The sequence below is a fragment of the Microbacterium sp. NPDC096154 genome, from assembly GCF_040302945.1.
GTDB lineage: Bacteria > Actinomycetota > Actinomycetes > Actinomycetales > Microbacteriaceae > Microbacterium.
In genome coordinates, this window is record NZ_JBEOSM010000002.1 from 276,519 (window position 1) to 302,748 (window position 26,230).

At 67.9% G+C, this 26,230-nt stretch carries 24 protein-coding genes and 1 pseudogene; 8 read left to right on the forward strand and 17 right to left on the reverse strand.

The annotated features are described in order from the left end of the window. Nucleotides 1–179: 179 nt before the first annotated feature. From tsaE to glmS, 4 genes and pseudogenes are all read right to left on the reverse strand, one after another. Nucleotides 180–668, reverse strand: a complete 489-nt coding sequence (gene tsaE / locus ABTW64_RS03785; RefSeq protein WP_350619345.1) for a tRNA (adenosine(37)-N6)-threonylcarbamoyltransferase complex ATPase subunit type 1 TsaE — start codon at nucleotides 666–668, stop codon at nucleotides 180–182. Beyond that, nucleotides 665–1,819 (reverse strand): alanine racemase, encoded by a 1,155-nt coding sequence (gene alr / locus ABTW64_RS03790; protein ID WP_350619719.1) that lies wholly within the window; start codon nucleotides 1,817–1,819, stop codon nucleotides 665–667. The genes tsaE and alr overlap by 4 nt, the downstream gene beginning before the upstream one ends. Nucleotides 1,820–2,082: 263 nt before the next feature. Beyond that, nucleotides 2,083–2,430: pseudogene (locus tag ABTW64_RS03795) on the reverse strand (holo-ACP synthase); the annotation flags it as partial. Nucleotides 2,431–2,552: 122 nt separating this feature from the next. Next, a complete protein-coding gene (gene glmS / locus ABTW64_RS03800; RefSeq protein ID WP_350619347.1) occupies nucleotides 2,553–4,406 on the reverse strand; it encodes a glutamine--fructose-6-phosphate transaminase (isomerizing) in 1,854 nt (617 codons plus the stop codon). A gap of 129 nt (nucleotides 4,407–4,535) precedes the next feature. On the opposite strand from glmS, the gene ABTW64_RS03805 reads away from it, so the two are divergent. After that, nucleotides 4,536–4,775 carry a DUF3072 domain-containing protein gene (locus tag ABTW64_RS03805; protein WP_350619349.1) on the forward strand — a complete coding sequence of 80 codons (240 nt, stop codon included), beginning with the start codon at nucleotides 4,536–4,538 and terminating at the stop codon, nucleotides 4,773–4,775. 274 nt (nucleotides 4,776–5,049) lie between these two features. On the opposite strand, the gene coaA is transcribed toward ABTW64_RS03805, so the two are convergent. Further along, nucleotides 5,050–5,997, reverse strand: coding sequence for a type I pantothenate kinase (gene coaA / locus ABTW64_RS03810; protein ID WP_350619351.1), 948 nt, complete (start codon nucleotides 5,995–5,997; stop codon nucleotides 5,050–5,052). An 88-nt stretch (nucleotides 5,998–6,085) separates the two neighbouring features. On the opposite strand from coaA, the gene ABTW64_RS03815 reads away from it, so the two are divergent. Then, nucleotides 6,086–7,018 carry a Ppx/GppA phosphatase family protein gene (locus ABTW64_RS03815; RefSeq protein ID WP_350619353.1) on the forward strand — a complete coding sequence of 311 codons (933 nt, stop codon included), beginning with the start codon at nucleotides 6,086–6,088 and terminating at the stop codon, nucleotides 7,016–7,018. 187 nt (nucleotides 7,019–7,205) lie between these two features. On the opposite strand, the gene glmM is transcribed toward ABTW64_RS03815, so the two are convergent. From glmM to ABTW64_RS03855, 8 genes are all read right to left on the reverse strand, one after another. After that, nucleotides 7,206–8,561: a phosphoglucosamine mutase gene (gene glmM, locus ABTW64_RS03820; RefSeq protein ID WP_350619355.1), complete on the reverse strand. Its 1,356-nt coding sequence runs from the start codon at nucleotides 8,559–8,561 to the stop codon at nucleotides 7,206–7,208. Nucleotides 8,562–8,577: 16 nt separating this feature from the next. Further along, on the reverse strand, nucleotides 8,578–9,045 hold the full coding sequence (rpsI, locus tag ABTW64_RS03825) for a 30S ribosomal protein S9 (protein ID WP_350619357.1): 468 nt from the start codon (nucleotides 9,043–9,045) through the stop codon (nucleotides 8,578–8,580). Between the two features lie 23 nt (nucleotides 9,046–9,068). Further along, nucleotides 9,069–9,515, reverse strand: a complete 447-nt coding sequence (gene rplM, locus ABTW64_RS03830; protein ID WP_350619359.1) for a 50S ribosomal protein L13 — start codon at nucleotides 9,513–9,515, stop codon at nucleotides 9,069–9,071. A gap of 170 nt (nucleotides 9,516–9,685) precedes the next feature. After that, nucleotides 9,686–10,423 carry a hypothetical protein gene (locus ABTW64_RS03835; RefSeq protein ID WP_350619361.1) on the reverse strand — a complete coding sequence of 246 codons (738 nt, stop codon included), beginning with the start codon at nucleotides 10,421–10,423 and terminating at the stop codon, nucleotides 9,686–9,688. A gap of 81 nt (nucleotides 10,424–10,504) precedes the next feature. After that, complete coding sequence (locus ABTW64_RS03840) at nucleotides 10,505–11,455, reverse strand: hypothetical protein (protein WP_350619363.1); 951 nt, start codon at nucleotides 11,453–11,455, stop codon at nucleotides 10,505–10,507. Between the two features lie 7 nt (nucleotides 11,456–11,462). Beyond that, nucleotides 11,463–12,959 carry a tyrosine-protein kinase domain-containing protein gene (locus tag ABTW64_RS03845; RefSeq protein WP_350619365.1) on the reverse strand — a complete coding sequence of 499 codons (1,497 nt, stop codon included), beginning with the start codon at nucleotides 12,957–12,959 and terminating at the stop codon, nucleotides 11,463–11,465. 84 nt (nucleotides 12,960–13,043) lie between these two features. Continuing rightward, nucleotides 13,044–14,507 (reverse strand): sugar transferase, encoded by a 1,464-nt coding sequence (locus tag ABTW64_RS03850; RefSeq protein ID WP_502892303.1) that lies wholly within the window; start codon nucleotides 14,505–14,507, stop codon nucleotides 13,044–13,046. Between the two features lie 153 nt (nucleotides 14,508–14,660). Continuing rightward, nucleotides 14,661–15,278 carry an arsenate reductase/protein-tyrosine-phosphatase family protein gene (locus tag ABTW64_RS03855; RefSeq protein ID WP_350619369.1) on the reverse strand — a complete coding sequence of 206 codons (618 nt, stop codon included), beginning with the start codon at nucleotides 15,276–15,278 and terminating at the stop codon, nucleotides 14,661–14,663. Nucleotides 15,279–15,422: 144 nt separating this feature from the next. On the opposite strand from ABTW64_RS03855, the gene ABTW64_RS03860 reads away from it, so the two are divergent. Continuing rightward, nucleotides 15,423–16,181 carry a CPBP family intramembrane glutamic endopeptidase gene (locus tag ABTW64_RS03860; RefSeq protein ID WP_350619371.1) on the forward strand — a complete coding sequence of 253 codons (759 nt, stop codon included), beginning with the start codon at nucleotides 15,423–15,425 and terminating at the stop codon, nucleotides 16,179–16,181. 89 nt (nucleotides 16,182–16,270) lie between these two features. Here the strand turns inward: ABTW64_RS03860 and ABTW64_RS03865 are convergent, their stop codons facing one another. After that, nucleotides 16,271–16,789 carry an acyltransferase gene (locus tag ABTW64_RS03865; RefSeq protein WP_350619373.1) on the reverse strand — a complete coding sequence of 173 codons (519 nt, stop codon included), beginning with the start codon at nucleotides 16,787–16,789 and terminating at the stop codon, nucleotides 16,271–16,273. Nucleotides 16,790–17,381: 592 nt separating this feature from the next. On the opposite strand from ABTW64_RS03865, the gene ABTW64_RS03870 reads away from it, so the two are divergent. The 4 genes from ABTW64_RS03870 to ABTW64_RS03885 all read left to right on the forward strand — a co-directional run bounded on the left by ABTW64_RS03870 (nucleotide 17,382) and on the right by ABTW64_RS03885 (nucleotide 21,891). Further along, nucleotides 17,382–18,662 carry a lipopolysaccharide biosynthesis protein gene (locus tag ABTW64_RS03870; protein WP_350619375.1) on the forward strand — a complete coding sequence of 427 codons (1,281 nt, stop codon included), beginning with the start codon at nucleotides 17,382–17,384 and terminating at the stop codon, nucleotides 18,660–18,662. 488 nt (nucleotides 18,663–19,150) lie between these two features. After that, on the forward strand, nucleotides 19,151–19,717 hold the full coding sequence (locus ABTW64_RS03875) for a glycosyltransferase family 4 protein (protein ID WP_350619377.1): 567 nt from the start codon (nucleotides 19,151–19,153) through the stop codon (nucleotides 19,715–19,717). Continuing rightward, complete coding sequence (locus ABTW64_RS03880; protein WP_350619379.1) at nucleotides 19,707–20,540, forward strand: glycosyltransferase; 834 nt, start codon at nucleotides 19,707–19,709, stop codon at nucleotides 20,538–20,540. Before ABTW64_RS03875 ends, ABTW64_RS03880 begins: the two co-directional genes overlap by 11 nt. A gap of 103 nt (nucleotides 20,541–20,643) precedes the next feature. Further along, entirely contained in the window at nucleotides 20,644–21,891 is a 1,248-nt protein-coding gene (locus tag ABTW64_RS03885) for a hypothetical protein (protein ID WP_350619381.1), read from the forward strand. Here ABTW64_RS03885 and ABTW64_RS03890 read toward each other — a convergent pair. From ABTW64_RS03890 to ABTW64_RS03900, 3 genes are read right to left on the reverse strand one after another with little or no spacing between them, the layout of a single operon-like run. Further along, on the reverse strand, nucleotides 21,881–23,014 hold the full coding sequence (locus ABTW64_RS03890; RefSeq protein WP_350619383.1) for a glycosyltransferase family 4 protein: 1,134 nt from the start codon (nucleotides 23,012–23,014) through the stop codon (nucleotides 21,881–21,883). The two genes, ABTW64_RS03885 and ABTW64_RS03890, sit on opposite strands and share 11 nt — an antisense overlap. After that, nucleotides 23,015–23,992, reverse strand: coding sequence for an NAD-dependent epimerase/dehydratase family protein (locus ABTW64_RS03895; RefSeq protein ID WP_350619385.1), 978 nt, complete (start codon nucleotides 23,990–23,992; stop codon nucleotides 23,015–23,017). It lies immediately after the preceding gene. Next, entirely contained in the window at nucleotides 23,989–24,603 is a 615-nt protein-coding gene (locus ABTW64_RS03900) for an LbetaH domain-containing protein (RefSeq protein WP_350619387.1), read from the reverse strand. Before ABTW64_RS03900 ends, ABTW64_RS03895 begins: the two co-directional genes overlap by 4 nt. A 371-nt stretch (nucleotides 24,604–24,974) precedes the next feature. On the opposite strand from ABTW64_RS03900, the gene ABTW64_RS03905 reads away from it, so the two are divergent. Continuing rightward, on the forward strand, nucleotides 24,975–26,213 hold the full coding sequence (locus ABTW64_RS03905; RefSeq protein ID WP_350619722.1) for a glycosyltransferase: 1,239 nt from the start codon (nucleotides 24,975–24,977) through the stop codon (nucleotides 26,211–26,213). The last annotated feature ends 17 nt before the right edge of the window (nucleotides 26,214–26,230 follow it).

The following is a 26,230-nucleotide window of genomic DNA, read 5'->3' on the forward strand; positions in this document are numbered from 1 at the left end:
TGGAGCTCGAAGCCCCACACGGCATCCGGCCGTCGGCGAGCCGGCCGCCGCCACCCCACGCGCCGAAGGGTCCCGACCCGGCGCGGCCGTCGCGCGCCTGGGCCATCCCGTGCCACCGTCCGGGGCTCATCGCGGCCAGCCTGCGGCCGACCTCGGGTCCACGTGGCCGACCTCGGCGATCAGCCGTCGCTCGTCTCCCGGCGGATGGTGACCACGCGCGGGGCGTCGAGGTCGAGGTCTGCGGCGTCGGCCTCGTCGGACACGGCGCCCACGGGACGCTCGATCTCGATGTCGATCCACTCCTCGCGCAGGCCATCGACCTTGCCTCGGCCCCACTCCACGATGGTGACCGAGCCGTCGACGTCGACGTCGAGGTCGTCGAGCTCCATGGCCGAGTCGAGGCGGTAGGCGTCGGCGTGCACGAGCGGCGCGCCGCCCACGAGTGACGGATGCGTCCGGGCGATCACGAACGTGGGGCTCTGCACCGGCCCGCGCACCCCGAGCCCGTCGGCGATGCCGCGCGTGAGGGTGGTCTTGCCCGCGCCGAGCGGACCGGTCAGCACGATGAGGTCGCCCGCGACCAGGCCCGAGCCGATGCGCGCGCCGAGGCGCTCCATGTCGGCCGACGTCGCGACCTCGTGGCGACCGAGAAGGGCGTCGTCGATCATCCGCGCTCCGCGGCGGCTGTCGGTGCGGCGGCCGCGACCGCGGTCACCACGGTGCGCGGCACGCGGGCGCCGATGCGCGTGACGATCTCGTAGTTGATGGTGCCGGCGGCGTCGGCCCACTCGGTCGCCGAGGGCGCCCCGGCCGCGGGGTCGCCGAACAGGATGACCTCGTCGCCCACCGACACCGGATGATCCCCGACGTCGACGACGAACTGGTCCATGGCGATCCGGCCGGCCACGTGGAACCGGCGCCCGCCGATCACGACCGGACCTGTGCCCGACGCCTGCCGCGGCACGCCGTCGGCGTAGCCGAGCGGCACGAGCGCGAGAGTGCTGTCGCCGTCGGTGCGGTGCATGTAGCCGTACGACACGCCCTGCCCCGCCGGCACGCGGCGCACCGCGGCGACGCGGGCCCGCAGCGTCATGGCGGGGCGCAGGCCGAGGTCGGCCCAGACGGCCGCGGCCGAGTCGCCTTCGGAGAAGGGCGACAGGCCGTACAGCCCGATGCCGATGCGCACGGCGTCGAAGCGCGACTCGGGCAGCGCGACCGCCGCGGCGGTCGCGGCGATGTGGCGCACCGTCGGGCGCAGGCCCGCGCCCTCGGCGGCGGCCACGCCGACCTCGAAGCGGCGCACCTGCACGCGGTCCTCGTCGGGCGACGTGTTCGACAGGTGGCTGAACAGGCCGTCGACCCGCACGAGTCCGTCGCGCTCGAGGCGCGCGGCCTCGGCGAACACGGCCGACCAGTCCTGCGGCGCGATGCCGTTGCGGCTCAGGCCCGTCTCGAGCTTGAGGTGCACCACGGCAGGACCGGCGGTCGCCGTGGCCGCGACGGCGTGCAGCTGCTCGAGGCTCGAGACGCCCAGCTGGATGTCGTGGGCCATCGCCTCGGCGAACGTCTCGCCGGGACCGTGCAGCCACGCGATCACGGGCGCGTCGACACCGGCGGCGCGCAGGGCGAGCGCCTCGGGGATGTCGGCGACACCGAGGCGGGTCGCTCCCCCGGCGAGCGCCGCGCGCGCCACGTCGGTGGCGCCGTGCCCGTAGGCGTTGGCCTTGACCACCGCGATGAACTCGCGGGCGGCCGTGAGCTCGCGCAGCGTGCGGGTGTTGTGCTCGATCGCGGCCAGGTCGATCAGCGCCTCGCGCATGTCGGTCACCGCGGCTCCTCGGGGTCTTCGGGTTCGGGCACCTCGATGTCGTCATCAAGGATGTCGTCGTCGAGGAAGTCGTCGTCAAGGATGTCGTCCCCGGCTGCGTCGTCGGCGAGGCGCGCCTGGTCATCCGGGTCCGGCACGAACGCCGTGCCGGGCGTGACCGCACCGGCGCCCACCCCCGCACCGGCGCCCACCCCCGCACCCGCGCCCGCGCCCACACCGGCGCCCGCACCGGCGACCGCGCCCTCGCCCGCACCCTCCGCGATCACATACGCGATCGCGAGGCCGGCGTCGTGCGACAGCGACAGGTGCAGGTGCGCAATGCCGCGGCGGGCGACCACGTCGGCGGTCGAGCCCGAGAGCGCGAAGCGCGGGGGCACGCTCTCGCCGGTGCGCTCGATCTCGATCTCGTTCCAGTGCACGCCATCCGAGCCGCCGAGCGCCTTGATCAGCGCCTCCTTGGCGGCGTACCGCGCCGCGAGCGAGTGCAGCGGCAGGGCGCGCTCGTGCGCGGTGAACAGCCGCTCGAGCAGACGCGGCGTGCGCTCGACGGTGCGCTCGAAGCGCGGGATGTCGACCAGGTCGACGCCGATGCCGACGATCATGCACCTGCTCCCTTCCGGATCACCCGGGGTCAGAACATATCGCGAGTGGCCGAGATCACATCCGATCTCGATGTGCACTGGCCCACTCGATACCGAGTGGGCCGGGTGAACCCGCCGGGGGTCTACTCGACCGTGACCGACTTGGCGAGGTTGCGCGGCTGGTCGACGTCGAGTCCCTTGGCGTTCGCCAGCCCCATCGCGAAGATGTGCAGCGGCACGACCGCGAGCAGCGGCTCGAACAGCGGCGCGGCCAGCGGGATGCGCAGCACCTCATCGGCGAAGGGCAGCACGGCGGCGTCGCCCTCCTCCGCGATCGCGATGACGCGCGCGCCGCGGGCGCGGATCTCCTGGATGTTCGACACGACCTTCGCGTGCAGCACCGCGGCACCGCGCGGCGACGGCACGACCACGAACACCGGCTGCCCGGGCTCGATCAGGGCGATCGGTCCGTGCTTGAGCTCGCCCGCGGCGAAGCCCTCGGCGTGGATGTACGAGATCTCCTTGAGCTTGAGCGCGCCCTCGAGCGCGATCGGGTAGCCCACGTGGCGGCCGAGGAACAGCACCGAGCGGGTGTCGGCCATCCAGTGCGCGAGCTGCTCGGTGCGATCCTGCTCGTTGTCGAGGATCCACTGGATCTTCTCGGGCAGCGCGTGCAGCTCGTCGATCGCGGCGGCCTGCGCCTCCGCGGTCATCGTGCCCCGGATGCGTGCGACGTGCAGCGCGAACAGGTACAGGCCAGTGATCTGCGCCACGAACGCCTTGGTCGAGGCCACGGCGACCTCGGGTCCGGCATGCGTGTAGACGATCGCGTCGGACTCGCGGGGGATGGTGGCGCCCTGCGTGTTGCAGATCGAGAGCGTCTTGGCACCGAGCCGCGCGGCCTCCTTGACGGCCATTAGCGTGTCCATGGTCTCGCCCGACTGGCTGATCGAGATGACCAGCACGTCCGGGCCGACCAGCGGGTCGCGGTAGCGGAACTCGTGCGCCAGCTCGACCTCGACCGGGATGCGCGCCCACTGCTCGATCGCGTACTTGCCCACGAGGGCCGAGTACGCGGCGGTGCCCGCACCGACGATGACGATGCGCGAGATGCCGGCGAACAGCTCGTCCATGCCGTCGAGCTCGGGGATGACCACCTGCCCGTCGTGCACGCGGCCGCGCAGCGTGTTGGCGATGGCCTCGGGCTCCTCGGAGACCTCCTTGGCCATGAAGCTCGACCAGCCGCCCTTCTCCGCGGCCGACGCGTCCCACATCACCTCGAACGGCGAGGTCTCGACCTCGTTGCCGTCGAAGTCGATCACCGTCACGCCGTCGGGTGTGATGGCCACGATCTGGTCCTGGCCGATCGCGAGCGCCTTGCGGGTGTGCTCGACGAAGGCGGCGACATCCGATCCGAGGAAGTTCTCGCCCTCGCCCAGGCCGATCACGAGCGGCGAGTTGCGGCGGGCGCCCACCACGAGGCCGGGGTGGTCCTTGTGCATCGCGAGCAGCGTGAAAGCGCCCTCGAGGCGACGCGCGACCGTGCGGAACGCGGCGACCAGGTCGTCGCCCTGCGCCCGGTACTCGCGGCCCAGCAGCACGGCGGCGACCTCGGTGTCGGTCTCGCTGCGGAACGTGTAGCCCTCGGCGAGCAGCTCGGCCTTCAGCTCGGAGAAGTTCTCGATGATGCCGTTGTGGATGACCGCGAGCCGGTCGTCGTCGGCGAGGTGCGGGTGCGCGTTGACGTCGGTGGGACCGCCGTGCGTCGCCCAGCGCGTGTGGCCGATGCCGGTGGTGCCGGCGGCGATGGGGCGCTCCGCGAGCTCGTCGCGCAGCATCGCGAGCTTGCCCGCCTTCTTGGCGGCGTGCAGATCGCCCTCGGCGTCGATGACCGCGATGCCGGCCGAGTCGTAGCCGCGGTACTCCAGGCGCGCGAGCCCGGCGATCAGGATGTCCTGGCTGTCACGAGGGCCGACGTATCCGACGATTCCACACATGGGGTCGATCCTACGGCCGACGCCTGGGAGCGAGCCGCCGCGGCACGGAGCGTTCCGGGGCGCTAGTGCCGGCCATCCGGGCGGTCAACCCCCTGCCTCCGCCCGGATGGTGAGGGTTAGAACGGGGACATGTCCGATGCAGACGACACCCGCGAGACCCTCGGCGCGCCCGCGCCCGACGCCGATCCTGCTGCCAAGGATCCGTCGGAGTGGGTCACCGGGGACGAGCCCATGACCGCCCCACAGCGCAGCTACCTCGACACGCTCGCCCGCGAGGCGGGCGAGGAGATCCCGGCCGACATCACGAAGGCCGAGGCGTCGGAGCACATCGAGCGCCTGCAGCAGAAGACGGGCCGCTCGGCGGACTGACCCGCGCCAGGGCGATCCCGCCGCATGGAGCGATCCGGCCGGCCGGGGCGATCCGGCCGCATGGGGCGATCCGGCCCGGCCGGGCGATCCGGCCGCAAGGGGCGCCCCGGCCGCCAGGGGCGTGTCCCAGTTGTGGCCCCTACACGGGCGGCCGTGTCCCAGTTGTGGCCCTTATGGACAGCCCATAACGGCACAAAGTGGGACATGAACCTGCAGCAAGACCCGGCTCACCCGAAGCCAGCCACTCCCCGGTTCATCCCCCCGGCCGCGGCGCCTACAGCTTGCGCAGCTGCACCGACTCGACCGAGTGGTCGGGGCCCTTGCGCAGCACGAGCGACGCGCGGTGCTTGGTGGGCAGCACGTTCTCGATGAGGTTCGGCAGGTTGATGTCGTTCCAGTAGCCGCGGGCCGTCTCGATGGCCTCGTCGTCCGACAGGTGCGCGAACACGTTGAAGTGCGAGGCAGGGTTCGAGAACGCGCCCTCGCGCAGCGCGAGGAATCGGTCGATGTACCACTGCTCGATGTGGGCGGCATCCGCGTCGACGTAGATCGTGAAGTCGAACAGGTCGCTCACCGCCACGTCGTTCGGCGCGGGCGGCGGCTGCAGCACGTTGAGGCCCTCGACGATCAGCACATCCGGTCGGCGCACGACGACGTGCGCGTCGGGCATGATGTCGTACTTCATGTGCGAGTAGAACGGCGCGCGCACCTCTTCGGCGCCGCTCTTCACCTTCGTGACGAACTCGACCAGCGCGCGGCGGTCGTACGACTCGGGGAAGCCCTTGCGGTCCATCAGCCCCCGCCGTTCGAGCTCGGCGTTCGGGTGGAGGAAGCCGTCGGTGGTGACCAGCTCGACGCGGGGGGTGTCGGTCCAGCGGCTCATCAGCTCGCGCAGCAGGCGGGCGATGGTCGACTTGCCGACGGCGACCGATCCGGCCACGCCCACGACGAACGGGGTGGTCTGATCCTGCGTGCCGAGGAACCCGCTGATGTCGTCGCCCAGGCGGCGGATGGTCTTGGCGTAGATGCTGAGAAGGCGGCTGATCGGCAGGTACACCTCGCGCACCTCGGTGAGGTCGAGGCGGTCGCCGATGCCGCGCAGCTGCACGACCTCGGCCTCGGTGAGCGGCTGGTCCATGCCGGCCGCCAGGCGCGACCAATCGGCGCGTGCGATCTCGCCGTACAGCGAGAGCGGGGCGGGGGCGGGGACTGCGGCGCTCATCCGCACCATGGTATCGGCCGGGATGTGCGGCATCCGTCCGCAGGATGGCGCAGGTCGGCCGGATGAGCGGGGTCGATATTCTGAGCCGGTGCGCCTCGGAGTTCTCGACATCGGATCCAACACCGTGCACCTGCTGGTGGCCGACGCGCACCCGGGCGGGCGACCGCTCGCGGCGCAGAGCCACCGCACCGTGCTGCGCCTGATGCGCTATCTCACGCCCGACGGTGCGATCTCGGACGAGGGCGTTGCGGCCCTGGTCGACGCGGTCACCCGGGCGCGCGAGCTGGCGGCGGCTGAGAAGGTGGAGGAGCTGCTTCCCACGGCCACGTCGGCCGTGCGCGAGGCGGCGAACGGCCCCGAGGTGATCGCGCGCATCGAGCAGGCGCTCGGGATGCCGCTGCAGGTGCTGGGCGGCGAGGCCGAGGCCCGCTTCACGTTCCTCGCGGTGCGGCGGTGGTTCGGGTGGTCGGCGGGGCGCATCCTGCTGTTCGACATCGGCGGCGGATCGCTCGAGATCGCGGCGGGCGACGAGGAGTTGCCGGAGTTCGCCGAATCGGTGCCCCTCGGGGCGGGCCGGATGACCATCGCTCACCTTCCCGACGATCCGCCCGGCGAGAAGGCCGTGGCCGCCCTGCGCGAGCACGCTGCCGCGACGCTGGCCCCCATCGCCGCGGCGCTGAAGGGCGCGCCGAAGCCGGATCACGTGGTGGGGTCGTCGAAGACGATCCGCTCGCTCGCGAAGCTCGCGGGCTTTCCCCGGCCAGGGTGGTCGGGCATCGAGCGGATGGTGCTGCCGCGGCAGTCGCTGGGCCAGTGGATTCCGCGCCTGGCGCGCATCCCCGCGGGCGTCCGCAAGGAGCTGCCGGGCATCACGCCCGACCGCACGGTGCAGATCACGGCCGGCGCGGTCGTCCTGCACGAGACGATGCGCGCCTTCGGCGTGAGCGAGCTCGAGGTGTCGCCCTGGGCGCTTCGCGAGGGCGTGATGCTGCGCTACATCGAGGAGATGGGCTGGGGGTGACCTGCGCCCGGGCGGTGCGGCGTCGTTTCGACTCGCTTCGCTCGCTCAACGAGCAACAAGGCAACCCGGGCGGTGCGGCGTCGTTTCGACTCGCTTCGCTCGCTCAACGAGCAACAAGTCACGAGCAACAAGGCAGCCCGCGCCCCGCTTGCGATCGAGTCGAAACCCGCTGAGACCGTGCCGCGATCTACAGCCCGATGCGCTCGCGCACCACGTCGGCGAGGCGCTCGGCGCACCGCTGGGCCGTGGCCTCGTCGGCCGCCTCGACCATGACGCGCACGAGGGGCTCGGTGCCCGAGGCCCGCAGCAGTACGCGGCCGGTGTCGCCGAGCTCGGCCTCCACCTCGCGCACCGCATCCTGCACGCCCTCGTCGGCCACGCGCTCGCGGTCGACGTTCTTCACGTTGATCATCACCTGCGGGTACAGGGTCATGATCGATGCGAGCTCGGCGAGGGTCTTGCCGGTGCGGGCCATCTCGGCCACGAGGTGCAGCCCGGTGAGCAGGCCGTCGCCGGTGGTGGCGAACTCGCTCATGATGACGTGGCCCGACTGCTCGCCGCCGAGCGAGTAGCCGCCCTCGTTCATCGCCTCGAGCACGTAGCGGTCGCCGACCGCGGTCTGCAGCACGGTGATCCCGCGCTCGCGCATGGCCAGGTGCAGGCCCAGGTTGCTCATCACCGTGGCGACGAGCGTGTCGTCCTTCAGCACGCCGCGCTCCTGCATCGACGCCGCCAGGATGGCCATGATCTGGTCGCCGTCGACGACGCGTCCCTGCGCGTCCACGGCCAGGCAGCGGTCGGCGTCGCCGTCGTGGGCGATGCCGATGTCGGCGCCGGCGCGCACGACGGCGGCAGAGAGCTGCTCGAGGTGGGTGGAGCCCACCCCGTCGTTGATGTTGAGGCCGTCGGGGTCGGCGCCGATCACGGTGACGCGGGCGCCGGCATCGCGGAACGTCTCGGGCGAGACGCCGGCGGCGGCGCCGTGGGCGCAGTCGAGCACCACGTGCAGGCCGTCGAGGCGGTGGGGCAGCGACTGCAGCAGGTGCACCACGTAGCGGTCCTCGGCATCCGCGAACACCCGGATGCGACCCACCGCGCCGCCCGTGGGCTGCAGCTTGGGTCCGTCGAGCGCGGCTTCGATGCGCTGCTCGACCACGTCGGGCAGCTTGACGCCGCCGCGAGCGAAGATCTTGATGCCGTTGTCGGGCGCCGCGTTGTGCGAGGCCGACACCATGACGCCGAAGTCGGCGTCGCGGTCGGCGACGAGGAACGCCAGGCCCGGGGTCGGGATGACGCCGGCGTCGTACACGTCGATGCCCGAGGAGGCGAGGCCGGCCGAGACGGCGGCGCTCAGGAACTCGCCCGAGATGCGCGGGTCGCGGCCGATGACCACGGCCGCGCGCCGGCCCTGGGCCCTGCGGGCCTCGGCCGAACGGCCCTGGCCCAGGACGACCGCGGTCGCCTGGGCCAGGGACAGTGCCAGGTCGGCGGTGAGGACGCCATTGGCGAGTCCTCGAACGCCGTCTGTGCCGAAAAGCGGCATAGGAGCCTCGTGCGCCTTAGCGCTTCGAGAACTGCGACGCCTTGCGGGCCTTCTTGAGACCAGCCTTCTTGCGCTCGATGACGCGAGCGTCACGCGTGAGGAAGCCGGCCTTCTTCAGGGTCGGACGGTTGTTCTCACGGTCGATCTCGTTCAGCGCACGGGCGATCGCGAGGCGCAGCGCGCCGGCCTGGCCCGAGGGGCCGCCGCCGGTGATGCGGGCGATCACGTCGTAGGCGCCGCCGAGGCTGAGCACCGTGAAGGGGTCGTTGATCAGCTGCTGGTGCAGCTTGTTCGGGAAGTAGTCCTCGATCGTGCGGCCGTTGACCGTGATCGTGCCCGAGCCCGGGACGACGCGCACGCGGGCGATGGCCTGCTTGCGGCGACCCACGGCGGCGCCGGAGACGTTGAGGACGGGACGGGGCGCCTCGGCGGCCTCGGCAGCCGGCGTCTCGGTCGAGTAGTTCTGAGTGTCGATGTCAGTCACGTTGAGTCCTTGGATGCCGGCGCTTACTGGGCGACCTGGTCGAGGGTGTAGGTCTTGGGCTGCTGCGCGGCGTGCGGGTGCTCGCCACCGGCGTACACCTTCAGCTTGGCGAGCTGCTGACGGCCGAGGCTGTTCTTGGGGAGCATGCCACGGATGGCCTTCTCGACAGCGCGGACCGGGTTCTTCTCGAGAAGCTCGGAGTACGAGACAGCCTTGAGGCCGCCCGGGTAGCCCGAGTGACGGTAGGCCATCTTCTGCTGGAGCTTCTGGCCCGTGAGCGCGACCTTGTCGGCGTTCACGATGATGACGAAGTCGCCCATGTCCATGTGGGGGGCGAAGGTGGCCTTGTGCTTGCCACGCAGGAGCGCGGCGGCGTGCGAGGCGAGGCGGCCGAGGACGACGTCGGTGGCGTCGATCACGAGCCACTCGCGCTGAGCCTCACCGGCCTTCGGGGTGTAAGTGCGCGTCACAGTAGTGCTGCTTTCTTTTCGAACGGAGTCGTTCGTGAATCCCACTCCGGGGCGGTTCTCCCGAGGATGTCGGGCCAACCAGCCGGTGGAGGGCTCACGTTCGCTGTGCCCGCAGTGGGCACCAAAGAGACAGCCTAGCGCATGACACGCCCGGCCGCGAACTGGTCTCCCTAGCGCGCCTCGAGCGAGGTCAGGATGTCGCCGCTCCACACGTACAGGCGGCCGTCGGCGTGGTCGATCGCGATCGGGTCGTCCGGGTTCATGCCGGTCTCGCACGAGAGCGAGCGCAGCACCGAGGCGCCGGGGTCGCGCACCGCGAACGCCACGCCCGCGCAGTTGTCGGCCGTGGTCGCGACGTACAGCGCGTCGCCCTCGGCGGAGGTCGCCAGCGCCGGCAGGCCGCCGACCTGCGCGGGCGCGGCGTCGACATCGCCCCCCGCGTCCGGGTCGTCCTGCCACGCGGTTCCCTCGGCGTTCGTGCGCAGCGCGTGGGGAGCGCAGTCGTCGCCCTGTGCGATGACCACGGCGGCCTGCCCCGCGCCGTCGCCCGGTGTGAGGGCGAGCAGCTGAGCCGCGCCGGCCGGCGTGGCGGTACGCCACGTCACGGCGTCGGATGTGCGCTCGAGCGTCGGCGCGATGCCCGCGGCGCATGCGCCCGCAGTGCCGCGCCACAGCATGCCGCCCCCGTCGAGGGCGAGGAACCGCCGGTCGGGGTCGGCGTCGACCTCCGGCGTGGGCGTGGGCGACGGCGTCACGACCGCGGCCGGTTCGGCGGACGCGGCGGGCGCGGTCTCGGGCTCCGCTCCCCCACCCACCAGGGCGGTGGCGACCACGGCACACGCGGCGACCGCGACGGCGGCGAGCAACGCGTATCGGGTCCACCGTCCGACGACGATCATCCGCGACATCCGGCTCCCCTTTCCGCGCCCCGCGCTGCGTCATCCTCCCACATCGGCGGCGGCCCGATCAGCACCGGATGCCCCTGCTGATCAGCCGACGCGGGCTGGCTCGGGAGCCAGCGCGGCCGAGAGCACCTCGTCGCCCGTCCAGAGCCACACGTCGCTCGCCGTGGCGTCCAGCGCGAGGGGCGAGCCCGCATCCACGCCCGGGATGCACTCGACCGGCTCGGGCGCGCCGCCCGCGGCGACCGCCGAGATCTGCAGGCCCGCGCACTCCGGCGCCACGTGCCCGACGTAGAGGCCGCCTTCGCCCGGAGCTACGGCCACGGCGCCGGGCACGCCGGCGTCGATCCACGCCGCGCCGTCCCAGCGCATGGCGCTGCCGTCGCACACCAGCGCGACCTCGGCGGCCGCGCCGCGCACGCTGCGGGGCTCGGCGCACGGGGCCTCGATCTCACCCTCGGGCGTGACGATCGCGCCGCCCGGCGCGAGGTAGGTCGCGCCCGCGAGCACGTCCTCGTAGTCGCTCCAGAACGCGCCGTCGCTGAACGTGCGCATTGCGCGCACGTCGCACGGGTCGTCCGCCGACTCGTCGTCGAGCACTGTGGCGATCATCTGCGCCTGCACCCCGGCGAAGTCGTCGAGGCCGACGATCTGGGTGATGCCGCGGTAGGCGGGCGTGACATCCGTCCACGTGAGGCCGTCATCCGCCGAGCGCTCAAGCACCGGCGCGACGCCGAGCGTGCACGATCCGGCCGTGCCGCGCCACAGGATGCCGTCGGTGCCGGCCGCGAGCAGCCGTTCGGCCTCAGCCGCGACCGGCGCGGGGGCGGTCGGCGTCGGGGTCGGGGTCTCGCTGGGCGATGCGGGCGGCGTCGTGCCCGCCGGGGCGGTCGGTGAGGCACCGCCCGGGCTCACGGTCGGCGAGGCTCCGCTCGACACGCGCTGCATCGCCAGCACGGCGAGCACGCCGACCACCGCGGCGAGCGCCGCGACGATCGCGACCCCCGTCCACGTGCGTGCGGCCGTCGGGCGTGCCACGGCTGCGTCAGGCCGAGTCTCGAACGCGCTCGGCGGCGCCCGAGCGGCGGCGTGCGCCCTCGGGGGCCCGCTGCGCCCTGTCGGCGACCTTGGCGGCCTTGGCGGCACGGCGACGGTCGGCGGCCGACACGGGCGCCTCCTCCAGCGAGTAGCCGTAGCCGTAGCCGTACTGGTAGCCGTAGTCGTACGCGTCGGGGCCGCGCGTGGGCACCATGGTCAGCACGAGGCCGGCGACGCGGGCGTCGACCGTCTCGAGCGCGTCGAGCGCGGTGGCCAGCTGGTTGCGGTGCGTGGCGCCTGCGGCGACGGCGACGATGGCTCCACCCGTGCGCTTGGCGAGCACGGCGGCATCCGTGACGGGCAGCAGCGGCGGCGCGTCCAGGATGACGATGTCGGCGTCGCGGCTGAAGTCCTCGAGCAGCTGCGCCATCTGCAGCGAGCCGAGCAGCTCGCTGGGGTTCGGCGGAATCTTGCCCGCGGGCAGGATGTACAGCGAGCGACGGCCCCACTTCTGCAGCACGTCGGTGAGCTCGGCGCGACCGATCAGCACGTCGGTCAGGCCCACGCCGCCCTCGATGCCGAGGTAGTCGGCCACCTTGGGCTTGCGCAGGTCGGCGTCGATCAGCACCACGCGCTTGCCGGCGTCGGCCAGCGCGATCGCGAGGTTCACGGCGGTGGTCGACTTGCCCTCGCTCGGCACGCTCGAGGTCATCACGAAGCTCTTGCCGCCCTCGATGTCGAGGAACTGCAGGTTGGTGCGCAGGGCGCGGAACGCCTCGCTGCGGGGGTTGAGCGGGTCGGCGTGCAGGATGAGCGGCCGCTCCTTGGCCTTCGGGTCGAGCGGGATCCCGCCGATGATGGGGCGCTCGGTGAGGGCCGCGACGTCGCGGCTCGACCGGATGCGCGTGTCGAGCACCGTGCGCAGCACCGCGAAGCCGACACCCAGCGCGAGGCCCACGAGGGCGCCGAGCGCGAGGTTGAGCGGCACGTTGGGGCTGACCGGGGCCTCGGCGGGCACGGCGGTCGTGATGGGCGTGACCTTGACCGGGCTGGCGTCGGTGCCCGGCAGGGTCTCGACCTCGTCGATCGCCTCGGTCAGGGTCGCGGCGATGGCGTTGGCGATGTCGGCGGCCGAGGTGGGCGTGGCGTCGGTCACCGTGATCTGCACGATCGTGGTCTCGAGCGGGCTGCTGACTGCGACATCCTCGGCCAGCTCGGAGGCGGTGGCCGTGAGGCCGAGGTCGGCGATCACGGGGTCGAGCACCTTGGGCGTCGTCGCCAGCTGCACATATGAGGTGACGCGCTGCTGCGTGTACATGTTGCCCTGCTGCTGCTCGCCGATGGTCGAGCCCGCCTGCGACGACACGAAGATCTCGCTCGTCGCCTCATAGAGGGGCGTGCGGGTGAGGGAATAGACCGCCGCCGCGCCGATGCCGACAAGGGCGATCACGGCGATGACGATCCAGTTCTTCCGCAGGATTCGGATGTAGTCGCTGAGTTCCACGCTCGCCTTTCGATTTGCCGCCATCTTTCCATACCGGCGGAATTGCCCCTGGGGGCGCGGCAGATATATCGATATGTCTTTAGCTCACACTGCTGTATCGCCCGGCGCGAGGGCGGCTCGCCCGGTTTTCAGCAGGATGAGCAGGTCGCCCAGCAGGCTCCAGTTGTCGACGTACGACAGGTCGAGCCGCACGGTGTCGTCCCACGACAGCGTCGACCGTCCCGACACCTGCCACAGGCCCGTGATTCCGGGCTTCACGAGGAAGCGGCGGTGCACGTGGTCGGCGTAGCGCTCGACCTCGCTGGGCAGCGGCGGGCGCGGGCCCACCAGCGACATCTGGCCCGCGATCACGTTGAACAACTGGGGCAGTTCATCGAGGCTGTAGCGCCGCATGAATTTGCCCACGCGCGTCATGCGGGGGTCATCGCGCATTTTGAACATGACCTCGTTGCCGGCGTCGGCGCGCAGGCGCAGCTGCTCGAGCTGCGTTTCGGCGCCCTCGACCATGGAGCGGAACTTGAGCATGGTGAATTCGCGGCCCTCGAATCCCACGCGAACCTGCCGGAAGAGCACCGGGCCGGGCGACCCGGCCTTCACGATGATGGCGAGCACGAGCAGCAGCGGGCTGAGCACGATCACGCCCAGCACGCTGGCGAACAGGTCGAGGGCGCGCTTGGCGAAGCGCTGACCGGCCGAGAAGCGCGGCGTCTCGACGTGGATGAGCGGCAGGCCGGCCACGGGGCGCATCTGGATGCGCGGGCCCGCCACGTCGGTGAGGCTCGGGGCCACGACGAGGTGCTGACGCCCCGCCTCCAGCTCCCACGAGATGGCCTTGACCCGCTCGGCGCTGAGCTCGTCGGTGCTGGTGACGATCACGGTATCGGCGCCCGTGGCGGCCAGTGCGGCGCCGATGTCGTCGACCTCGACGTCGCCGAACGTCGCGACGTCGACGCCCGGGATGCGCATGCCGGCCTGTCCGCCCGGCACGCATGCGCCCACGACCTCGTATCCCGCCCACGGCGAGCGGTGCAGCTCGCGCGCGATGTGCGCGATCGAGGCCGGGCTGCCCAGCAGCAGCGCTCGCGCCGCGTACTGACCCTGGCTGCGCTTGACCTGCACCCACTGGCGCCAGAGCCAGCGCGTGATCACGAGCAGGACCACGCCGATCGGGAGCGAGATCAGCAGGAAGCCGCGGGCGATGTTGATCTGCCACAGGTAGGCGACGATCGCGATGACGCCGAACAGCGAGAAGCTGGCCTCGACGACGCGGCGGTACTCCTCCCATCCCACGCCGATGATGCGGGGGTCGCGGGAGTCGCGCAGCGTGAGCGCGATCATCCACAGGATGATCAGCACGGTGGAAGCGAGCGTGTACGACCACTCGAGACCCGGTGAGAGCCTCAGCTCGGCATGCCAGCCGAGCCATGCGATCTGCGTGCCGAAGACCACCCAGATAAGGGCGAGCGCGTCGGTGATGAACAGGCCGAGGGCATAGCGGCGGCGCCAATCGGCGGGAGGGCGCGAGGGAGTCTCGGCCCCGGCGGTCATCGCCTCGGGGCCGCGAGGCTCCTCCGACTCTCCGAAATGCGTGACGACCACGGGTAAGGCCTCAAATTCGCAAACGAGAAATTCGGGGGACCTCAAAAGCGTAGTGGGCTACCGCCGCCCGATTTGGGCCCGCCGGGGAATCCTGCGTATCCATTAAGCGCGCCTCCCAGTGGGTGAGAGTGCGATCCGGATGATCCGCTCGATTCCGTCGACCGCGGGAACCAGTTGCGACGCCGAGATCTCATATGTGCGGGTCGACCGACCGTAGGGATCCAGAACGTCGTCGTCGGCCGGATCGGCGGGCGGATCGCTCATGTGACGCAGCGAGGCGATGAAGGCGAGCGCGAGACGAAGACGCTGCCTCGGGTCGGTCTCTCCCTCGAGCTCGGCATGCAGCTCGCCATCCGTGACGTCGGCCGCGAGCCGCGCCAATTCGCGGATCGTGAAGGTCGAGCGCAGGCGCGACGGCATCATCTCGACGATGTACCGGCGATGCTCGCGCCCCATCGCCAGCACCAGGTCGACATCCTGCAGCACCTCTTCGGTGAGCAGCCGGGCGCGGTGGATCGAGGCGTTCTCGTCGGTGACCCCGTGGGCCAGAGCGAGCTCGACCGTCTGCTCGGTCATGCCGTCGCCGACGAGCGCCCGAATTCCCGCGCTCGATATATCGATATCAAATTCGGAAAGGCGGGATCGCAGAATGGCTTCGGCCAGCGGAGACCGGCACACATTCCCCGTGCACACCGTCAGAATCCGCACCAAAGCCCTCACCTCCGCCGGTACCGTATGGCTGTGACCAACCGCTCGAATAGTAACCGTCCCACCGAAGCCGTGGTCACACCGCTGCGCCCGACAGATGCCTCGTCTTCTTCCCCCACCCCGAGTTCGTTGAGCGCCTCGACCCCCTCACGTTCGTTGAGCGAGCGAAGCGAGACGAAACGCCCCACCCAGGGTTCAACGCGCCGCTCCTCCAGCACCCGCACGTGGCTCGAGGGCAGCCGCACGGCGCGCAAGTGGGACACCGAGCTCATCGGCTGGGCCGCGCTGATCGTCGGCGCCGGCGTGATCACCTCGGTGCTGCTGCGCCTGCTCATCCCCACCACGACGGGGCAGATCCTCGCGGCGCTCGCCCTCTGGGCATCGCTCGCGGCACCCGTGGTGCTCGCCTTTCGGCGCGGCCGGCCGCGGGGCCTGCTTCGGTTCCGCTGGACCGACGTGCTCTACGGCATCGTCATCGGTGGCGCGCTGCGCGTGGTGCAGGGGTGGCTAGAGGTCGCGGCCGGCGGAAGCGGCGCATTCCCGACCTATCCGTTGCTCAACGGCCAGCTGCCCGACCTCTGGTGGTTCACCGCGCTGGTGGGCCCCGTGCTGATCGCGCCCGCCGTCGAAGAGTTCCTCTTCCGCGGCGTCGTGCTCGTGGCGGTCTTCCGGATCGCGCGGCGGGGCCTCGACGGCGCTGCGCTCGCGATCGTGGCCTCGACCGGCGCGTTCGTCGCAATGCACGCCATCACGGGCATGTCGTCGTGGGAGGAGCCCGTGACGCTCACCATCGTCGGCATGACATGTGCCGTCATCGTGCTGCTGACCGGGAGGATCTGGGGAGCCGTGCTGGTGCACCTCGTGTTCAATGCGAGTGCGGTGGCGCTTGCGCTCGCGGGCACAATGCTTGGCTGAATGCGAGCAATCCAAATTCAGCACCCACGCCGATAGACACCCTCCCCTCGAGTTTCGGCCATCCAATTGACCGAGGCGAATCGCATGGCCTAGGCAGGCAGGTCTCTTACGCGCCGCGCTGGCACGCCAGCGTATAGGCCATCCGGCTCGCAGTCAGTGGTAACGACCGCGCCCGCCGCGATCACGCACCCGCGGCCCACCTTCACCCCAGGGAGAACAGTAACCCGCGCCCCGATCCACACCCCGTCGCCGATCGTAATGCCGACGGATTCCCCAGCCCCCGCCCTGCGCAACCCGTCACCCAGCCGATGCGTGCTCGTGATGAACATCACCTCATACCCAATGTCGCACCGCGCCCCGACGTGCGTCGGTGCCGAGAGATCAAAAAAGCACCCGTAGTTGATGAATGTGTTTGGTCCAACGCGTAAACCTCTACGAGCACCGAGGAAGCAATCTGGGTTAATCAAGGCTGTCGGGTGCACGTCGTGGCCAAGTGCGCTCCATGCGCGCGATCGAAGTGCGCGCGGGATAGCCCGTCCGTTAATGACAGTTGTGAGTATGTCGCGAAGACTCTGCCTAGCACTTTCCCTGACCGCCCACCACACCATGAGGAGAGGCTACCCCGCACCACTCCCAAGCATGCCCATGGCTTCAAGGGCAGGTCAGATCATCATCTACACCTGAGGAACCGCCTCGGACGCACCCTTCTTTCGTCACCCCCACCCCGGGGATCCGTCGAGGGCGGCATCCGCTCGCGGCCTACGGGGCCTCCGTCGGCTTGACTCCGCGAAGGCTGTACCCACGAGTTCGGAATGCAGCTCGGCTCCCACGCAACTACAACACCAGCGTGCCGGGAGAGCCCGGGGCTAGGCTGGCCTGGTTCAGCGGACTGGATAGACGGGGGCGACACATGAAGAGGCATGGAACGCGAGCAGACGAGGCAAGGCAGCGTTATGAGGATCTGTATTTAAGTGGCTGCTGAGGAACGTCACCAGGCGTGTGGGCGTGTCCGGTATCCAGAGCAGGGGCGCGAGTGTGCGAGTGCCGGCTCGGGCCCTCACACCGCAGGGCAACGAACGACACGCCGTCACGCCCGGGCGCAGACGGATGAGACGGCCCCCCGCACCCAATCACGGCGCAACGGATATGCGGAACGACTCAGTCGCCAGTGTCATCGTCTCTACAAGTTGAGGTTAAGACGTGCTGCGTAGTCTGCTTCGATCAGCCTCAGCGAGGGTAATCGCTCTGCCAATCACAGGGCTTGCTGTCATCCTGCAAAGCTACATCGTCATCGCCTACGCGGGCGCCTCGATCTTCGGCTGGATCACGCTACTCGGGACCCTTTTCCTACTTATCCCGTTCGCAGACCTGGGGCTAGGTGCCGCTGTCGTGAACTCTGTGGCCCGAATGACGCAATCGGCGGAGGCGCGAGACGAGGCGCTCGCGATCGCCAAGACGGTGACTAGGAGGCTCGTCGCTTTGGGAGCCGCAGGCTTTGCTATCCTAGCGCTCGCAGCCCACTTCAGAGTACTTGCGCCAATGGTCGGCTTGCCAAACTCGGGCGGTTCCGAGCCCAATCTCGCCACGTTCACCGCCCTCGCTCCCCTTTTCGTCTCGCTTCCGTTCGGCGTCGGCCAACGAATCTTGTTGGGCGCCGGCAAAAACCACGTCACGGCACTCCTGGCTGCTAGCGGCTCACTGTTCGCGTTGGCCTTAACGGCGGGCTTCATTTGGGCCGAAGCTCCACCACTCTTCCTGGGCTCTGCGCTACCTCTCGGCAACCTCGCCGCATCAGTCATTATGTTCGCGCTCGGCTGTCGAATTGCCAATTGGTCGGTTGCTGACCTACTAACGCGCCCGCGGTCAAACACGGTTCCCGCCCGGACGATTTGGGCATCCGCGGCTCCCATGCTCGTTGTAGTCATGGCGACCGCAGTAGGGCTTCAGAGCGGTCGCGTGATTCTTGGCCACTTGGGCTCTCCCACCGAGCTATCTGAATATGCACTAGCCTTCCAGTTCTTTTCTCCGGCAATGTCTGTTGTAACTACGTCCGGAGCCGCCCTGTGGCCGATCTTCGCGCGCGCCGAAGCGCAGAAATTGCGCCGATCTTGGACGAGGGCGCTCGAGATTATGGTGGGACTCGGTGCGCTGGTAGCCGTTACCTACCTCATCCTGTGCCGCCCTATCGGTGCGCTAGTATCCAGCCAGGAAATACTCCTCTCCCTCCCTCTCGCCGGACTGCTTAGCGCGCTACTGCTCGCCATCGCGCTTCACCAGCCCCAAGGAATGCTCCTCACCTCTCCCCGCGGACTTACAATCCAAGCATTTACATCGCTCGCCATGGCAGCACTCTCGGTCGGTCTTGGTATCCTCCTTGCGCCACAGCACGGCGCAGTCGGTGTGACGCTTGGCGCCTTGGTAGGGGTCATATGTGGGCAACTGCTTCCCAACATCCTGCTAGTACGAAGGTCGACAAAGTGAGAGCCGAACGAAACACCCGACCGAGTGTCGTGATCTACGATCCCAATACTCTGAATCCGTTTGCGTCTGAGGTTTCACGTGCGCTTGCCTGGGGTGGCGAAGACGTGCGGCTCTGGCGCCCCCGTGGTGTCACGACGGCAACTGACCCCTCGGTCGATGTACGCCAGAAGCTCGCACCCGGTAAGACCAGCGCCACTCCACTCTGGCGTCGCGCCGTGTCGCGATTCGTTATGCCAGTAGTCGCCACGTGGACCGCACCAAGGCATGCAGTATTCGTCGCCGCTTGGTTGAAGGACCCGTGGGACGCATTTGTCATCCTCGGTCGTGCGTTGATCTGTGGTCGAGTAGCCGTGGTCATGCACAACCCGTCCAGTATCCGTGGCCGGGGCGGGCTTACGGCACGCGTCGAGAGACTCCTGCAACGGCGAGCAGCCACCATCGTGCTCGGCCCATGGCTCGCCGAGGCAGCTAGCGAGGACGCTCCTTTCGTGCTCGTCGCCATGCACCCGCCGTACTGGGCCATGTCGCAGTTCGGGACAGCGCAAATGCAGCCTCAACGGGAGAACTTCGCCTTTATCGGCAGCCTTCGGCCCGACAAAGGCGCGCCTCGGTTAGTGTCAATCGCGCGGAAGGCGAGCGCGCCCTTCCGCATCAGATTTTTAGGAACCGGGCCCCTGCCAGAAGCACTGGCCAGCGATCTCCAGCGTGCCGGGGCGCTGATAATCAACAACCCCGCGGACTACACGCCCAACGACGCAGAACTGACTGCCGCACTCAGGCAGACCCGCGCGCTTCTAGCGCCGTACTCTGCCATGACAACTAGCGGGACTATTCTCCTCGCCCGTAGCTTGGGCATCGAAGTCGTCACTTTCGCATCACCCGGGCTCCCTGAGGACCCAGGTGTTTTCGCGGTCGCGAATGACGAGGAGTTCGCGGACACCATTGTGGGATTGCTTCGCAACAGCTCGCCGCCGCGCAGTGCGGACGTGAATGAGTGGATGAGGATCGCCAGCAACGCCTGGCTCCAAGCCTTGAGGAGGATCCGTGAGCGCTGACGCTCCCCTACTGTCGATCATTATAGCAACATTCAACGCGGCGGCCCCGCTACGCGAAACTCTTCTCTCGCTTGGTTCGCAAAAGCAAATCCCCGCGAATTCGGTGGAGATTATACTTCAGGACGGCGGATCTACAGACTCGACGGTAAGGCTTGCTCGTGAGTCCGGACTCTTTCATTCTTTGACTTCAGAGCCTGACGGCGGCGTCTATGACGCCATGAATAAGGGCGCTTCACGAGCAACAGGTAAGTGGCTACAGTTCCTTAATGCCGGTGACAAGTTTCACTCTGAGTGGGCCCTCGCACACACGCTGTCACACTTGGCCGACCTCGACGGCCAAGCGGCGCTCTGGGTGATCGGACGCGCGGTCAACACGAGCTTGCTAGATGGACGCGGAGTCCAAATACCCAGCGTTCCTCACAACTGGGTCAAGCATCTTCTTGGAGTTCAGCCTCACTGCCACCAGGCGACCTGGTTCAGGCGAGATGTCTTCATGGCAATTGGCGGACATGCGCTCGACTTCGGGACGGCGGGGGACTATGACCTCATTGTCCGATGCGGCCTGCTTGGCCGCCCGGCCGTGATAGACACACTCATTATTGACTACGAGGGAGGCGGTATGTCTGCGGTCGGCCCAAAGAAAACGGCTCTCCTTTTGCACGATGTGAGGGTATCTCGACTGGAGCTCGCTGGCCTTTACAGGAAACTGGACTACGCTGTCACTCGCGTGCTTGCGTTGTGCAATGCGACTCGGATCACGCTCGGGCGAATGCGCCGAGGCCAGCAGTTCCACTCCGCACACGACGCCGCACGACGTGCGTAGCCTACCGGACTCGAGGGCACCTACGACCTCGAGCACGCCCGGACCCCGCCGGCAAGCGCCGCGCCGCGCGCTAAACGCTGATCGATCCCACTACAATGAGGCGATGGTCGCAGAGAAGATGGCACCCGCCTCTCGCGCGAGCGCCACGTTCGAGAGAGGGCTTGTTGCCCTGTTAGTGGCCCTTCTCCCCATCCGTGCGCTGTCCCCGGTTTTCGACAGCATTGTCTCCGTTGGGGTGCTTCTCGCAACGCCATTTCTGTTCGTACCTGTGTCGCGAATCGTCAAGACACGCACTGCTGTTGCTATTATTGGCGGGTACCTCGCGATATTTGCGACTTCACCCCTCCTCTGGCTACTGACCGGCGGTCGAGACGTCGACTGGCAGCAAGCTGGATATGCGATGCTCACCATGGTGGTATCACTCATTCACTTGGTAGTGTTGCTTTGGGCTCGAGGCTCGCTGGAGCTTTCGACAATCGCGTCGCTCTACGCGCTGGGACTATCCCTCCAGACCCTTCTCACGCTAGACACGACAGCCGGAAACCCCTGGAAGTTCGGCCTAGCTCTGCCGATGTCGGTTCTCGCGCTTACCCTGTCCCGACGAGCGAGTGTCGTATGGCCCACAGTCGCTCTTACGTCTGCAATGGCCGTATCGATTCTCAACGACTATCGCAGCTTCACAGCAATAGCGCTGGCGGCACTTATCATCTGGCTCGCGAATCGAGCCGTCGCTGGACGGCCGTGGTTGAAACTCTTCGCGACTGCTGCACTTACCGTGATGCTTTACGTCCTTGGCACGCAGGCTGCTCTTGCCGGATGGCTCGGGGAACGAAACCAGCGGGTCTCCCAGATGCAGGTGGCAAACGCAGGATCGCTCATAGCGGGTGGCCGCGTGGAGTCCGCCGCTACGATCGCCCTCTTCTGGGAGAAACCCCTCGGCATGGGACCGGGAGTTTTGCCGACGGCCGCCGATATCGCGGTAGGCAAGACTGCTCTCATGGGCCGAGGGGTGAATATCGACGGAGACCTAGTTAACGACTACCTATTCGGCTATGGGATTAAGCTACATTCAGTGGCAGCGGACCTCTGGATTAACTACGGGCTCGCTGGCCTCGCACTAGCCCTCGTTATCCTCGGAATTCTTTTTCAAGGGCTAGTCGCCGCATTCAGGGATCAAGCGACGCCGGCGTTCGTGTTCCTGTTGGTGATTGCCGCGCTCTGGGACATGGCGTTCTCACCTATCGGCACAAACCTCTGGACCGTTATTTTTACGGCGGCTCTCGTGACGAAGATCCCGGCTGTAAGCTCTAGTGGCGACTCGCTAAGAGCTGGAAAATACATCAACGCTTAGCGGGATGCTGCGCGAAGTTCTCGTCGTAGACGGTACGGAGCGATGCCCACACAGCCTCGTCACCGAGTTTTTCAGCATAGAGATCCAGAGCCCCTTGTCTCGCACGCGCCCGCGCCTCAGGATCGAATAGCAAACGCTCTACAGCTGTTGCTATCTCGTCCGGCGCACCATCGTTGACCACGGCGCCGGCGCCGTAAGCCGCAATTGTCGAACTGAGGGCGGCTGATTTAGGAACGACTACGGGGACCCCGAGGCTGAGTGCCGTAACCAGAACGTTCCCCCAGGGCTCCTTCCAGGACGGAAGAACGAAGACGCCAGCACGCGCCAATCGCCGCGGCACACTCTCTGAAGGGATTGCACCTTCGTACGTCAAACTGCCGCAGGCGCGAACACGTGTTGCGATCTTCTCCCAGTCACCCTGATCTGGACCGACGATGACATATCGGACGGGACGTCTCCGATCAGCCGACACCTCCGCCGCTGCAACAAAGTCCTCGACCCGCTTTCGCGGCTCCAGACGCGCAATGAACAGCGCTTCATTTGTGACCGAGACGGCCTTCACGCCGTCGGGAAGTCGTAGCGACGGGTTTCCGACCACGTGCATGACGCCGCGGAAGCGCGGGCACCAGCTCTCGAGTTCGGCCCTTTCATTTTCCGTTAGGGCTATAACACTACCCGCTCGTCGAAAGATCGGTCTTGCGATCACGTCGAGAGTACGCTGACGAGGGCCTCTACGGGCGGTCAGCATTCCGTGGGGTTGCAGAACCATCGGCACGCCGCGCATCACGCTCATGAGCGCGACGGCAAGTGGAAGCGCTTCCCGACAGTAGCTTATATGGATAAGATCCGTGTCGCGTAGGAGAATCCAGGCCGTCTTAAGGGCGCGCGCCGAGAAAAGGGAAAAGAAGCCGAGACGTGGAATGAGGACGCGGGCCCTAGCTGTCACCTCCTGCACGGGCGAATCACCGGCGCCTTGGGGTTCGTCGCCCTCGAGGGTGGCCGAGAACAACGTTACGTCGTGGCCGTGGGCCGCGGCAAGTCGCGCCTGATTGAGCGCGGTGTCAGCGGGGCCGCCGTAGGCACCCCGTCTACTTCGCAATGCAACGAATCGCAAGAGTCTCACTTAGCGTCCAAGCTGCTGGCTTTTTAACCATTCGACGGTCCGCTGAACCCCCTGGTCCATCGTGTAGGGGAGCGGGCCCACGATGCTTTCGAGCGCCGTCGTGTCGTAGACCATAGGCGTGATGAGGTTGTTCAGACGGAACGACGTGAGAGGAGGATTCTTCCAAGCTCCTGTTGTCCGCAGAGCGTCGCCAATGGAGGCTGCGGTTCGCAGGGCCCACATCGGGGCGGTTCGTGGCCTTCGAGCGCCGACGAGATCGGCGACCGTCTCGGCCCATTCTGAGACCAGGGTGGGGGGATAGTCCGTCAGCCAGAAAACCCGCTCAGCAACCGTGGAGGTGTTCTCTTCCAACAGCTTCTGAATCTCGTAGACCGTGTTCGCCACGTAACCAAACGACTTGAACACGTCATGGCCAGAAGGGTTCACGTACCTTCCACGTGCGACTAGATCGAAGAAGTCCCGGTATGGAGTCGCGAACCAAGGGCCCCAGATGGACGTCGGCCTTGCGATCGTCCAGGCTCCCCCCGCGCCAGCTTCCGACCGGATGATCTGCTCACCCAGAATCTTGCTCTCGCCATAGGGCGTCGATGGATCATAGTCGTAGTCGTGACGCGGGGTGTGACCGATCCTGAATACGAGTCGGCTGCTCGCGTATACCGTACGCGGGGACTGTTGTAGGCGAGCGAGCGCCTGTATGAGGTTGGTTACCCCATCATAATTGGCTCGGTAGTCGGCGACGCCGCGCCCGTGCAGGTCGGTGCGTGCGGCCAGGTGCACGACGTGCGTCGGTCCGAACTCTCCAACTGCTTCACTCAGTGCGGGGGCATCAAGGATGTCTACTCTCTTCCAGAATGCCGCCTGACCGGGGTTCCTGGGAGGGCGCACATCCAAAGACTGCACTTGAGCACCGAGACGATGCATTCGCGCCACGAGGTTGGTTCCAATGAAGCCGCTACCGCCCGTGATGAGAAGCTTCATCGCGCCCCGTCCAATCCATCCGGGCGCAACACCCGGCGCCCGATTACGCGAGCAGGAACGCCGACCACGATGGACTCCGCGGGAACGTCCTTGGTCACACAGGCGCATGCGCCCACGACAGCTCCCTTTCCAATATGGACACCGGGTCCTACATAGGCCCGGGTCGCTATCCATGAGCCGGTGCTTATGCGCACCGGAGCGTTGGCGTAGGAAAAGCGGGGATCGCGCACGTCATGGCCCGCGGCCGCGATGTAGACTTCGTGAGCGAGCGCAACATCGTGTTCGATCGTGACCTTCTCGAGGTTGAGAATCGTCGTTCCTTCGCCGATCCAGACATCGTTCCCCACGTCCAGCTTCCACGGGAAATGAATGTTAACCCGAGGTCGGATATAGAGCCTCACCCCCACGGAGGCACCGAACGCACGCAGCAAGCCGGATTTGAATCGCATCGGCCACGGAAATGGCGACTGAATGAAAGCCAGTTTGGCCAGCCACCACAAGACTTCCGTGGGCCGCGAACGGCCTCGATCAAAATCGCCGGGCGCGAATGCGCCCAGCTGAACAGTGGCGCCACCACTCCAGCGGTCGGATTCTTCCTCGCCTTGGTTCACCACTGATCACTCTGCCCTCTCGTCCATGACCGATGACCCATCGTCACGATAGCCGACACTGAGTTCGGCAGGCTCTCGCGCGCCGATCAGTGCAGACCTTCGATGCAAGCGATGGCGTCGGGATCGTCACGCGGCGTCTACGGTTGCTTATTGGACGGGCGACAACGTCCCACCAACCTCAGCCAGATGGCTCACATGGACTCTCATCTCGCCCTGCTCTGCCGTCGGGAAGCGCAGCAGCACCCGTCCGACGCGACCCAACCCGGTATTCGCCCCGGACTAGACGCATGTCCCAGGACGGCATCGGTCGATCCCGTCTTTCACCCCTTCGGCGCAACGATAGTCTCGCCCTCGTGCCGGCTCTTCCACGCGTGCTTGTCCTCGGTCTGAATTTTTTCCCCGAGCCGACTGGAATATCGCCATATACCTCTGCAATGGCCCGGGGCGTCTTTCGCAGTGGACTGCCGACACGGGTTCTCACCGCGCACCCGCACTACCCCGACTGGCGCATCCGCGAAGGCTACGGACAGTGGTCGCGCGATGAAGTGGTCAACGACGTTCAGGTGCGCCGCCTGCTGCACTACGTGCCCGGAAGGCCGAAGGGCGCGCGGCGTCTGCTCTCTGAACTCACGTTCGGCGCCCGCCTCGTGCTCAGCCGGTGGGGATCGCCGGACGTGATCGTCGCCGTGTCGCCCGCCTTGTTCTCGACGGCTGTGGCGGCCGTACGGGCAAAGCTCAGCCGACGCCGAGTTCCGTTCGTCGTGTGGGTGCAAGACCTCTACGCGCTCGGCCTGTCGGAGACGGGCCAGGGCGGCGGCGCGACGCTGAGGCTGATCCGCGCCGTCGAGGGCGCACTGCTGCGGCGGGCCACGCGCGTCGTCGTGATCCACGACCGCTTCGCCGCGCGCGTGCGCGATGACTTCGCGGTCGACCCTCAGCGCATTGAGGTCATCCGCAATTGGACGCACCTCGCGCCGGCGCCCGACATCGACGTGCCAGCGGCGCGCGCGCGGTTCGGGTGGCACGAGGACGAGACCGTCGTGCTGCACGCCGGCAACATGGGCGTGAAGCAGGGCCTCGACAACGTGGTGGACGCGGCTCGCCTCGCCGCCAAACGTGGTGAGCGGGTGAGGTTCGTACTGCTCGGTGACGGCTCGGAGAAGGGCCGCTTGAGGGCCTGGGCGGGTGACCTGCCCACGATCGAGTTCATTCCGCCGCTGGACGACGCGAGCTTCGCCCAGGCGCTCGCGGCGGCCGACGTGCTGCTGGTGAACGAGCTGCCGGGCGTGGCCGAGATGGCCGTGCCGAGCAAGCTCACGTCGTATTTCTCCGTGGGGCGGCCCGTGCTGGCTGCCACCGATCTCGCTGGCATCACCGCCGAAGAGGTGCGCGCCGCAGACGCGGGCGCGGTGGTTCCTGCAGGTGATCCTGCGGCGTTGCTCGATGGCGTCATCGCCCTGCGCGCCGACGCCGAGAACGCTGCCCGACTGGGGCGAAACGGCCGGAAATACCGCGACACCGTGCTTGACGAGGGTCACGCCATTTCCCGCTGGGTGGCACTGATCAATTCCGTCGCACTATCGAACACGCACCCATCCCGTCCCGCCTGACGGGTGAGTATTCCGTT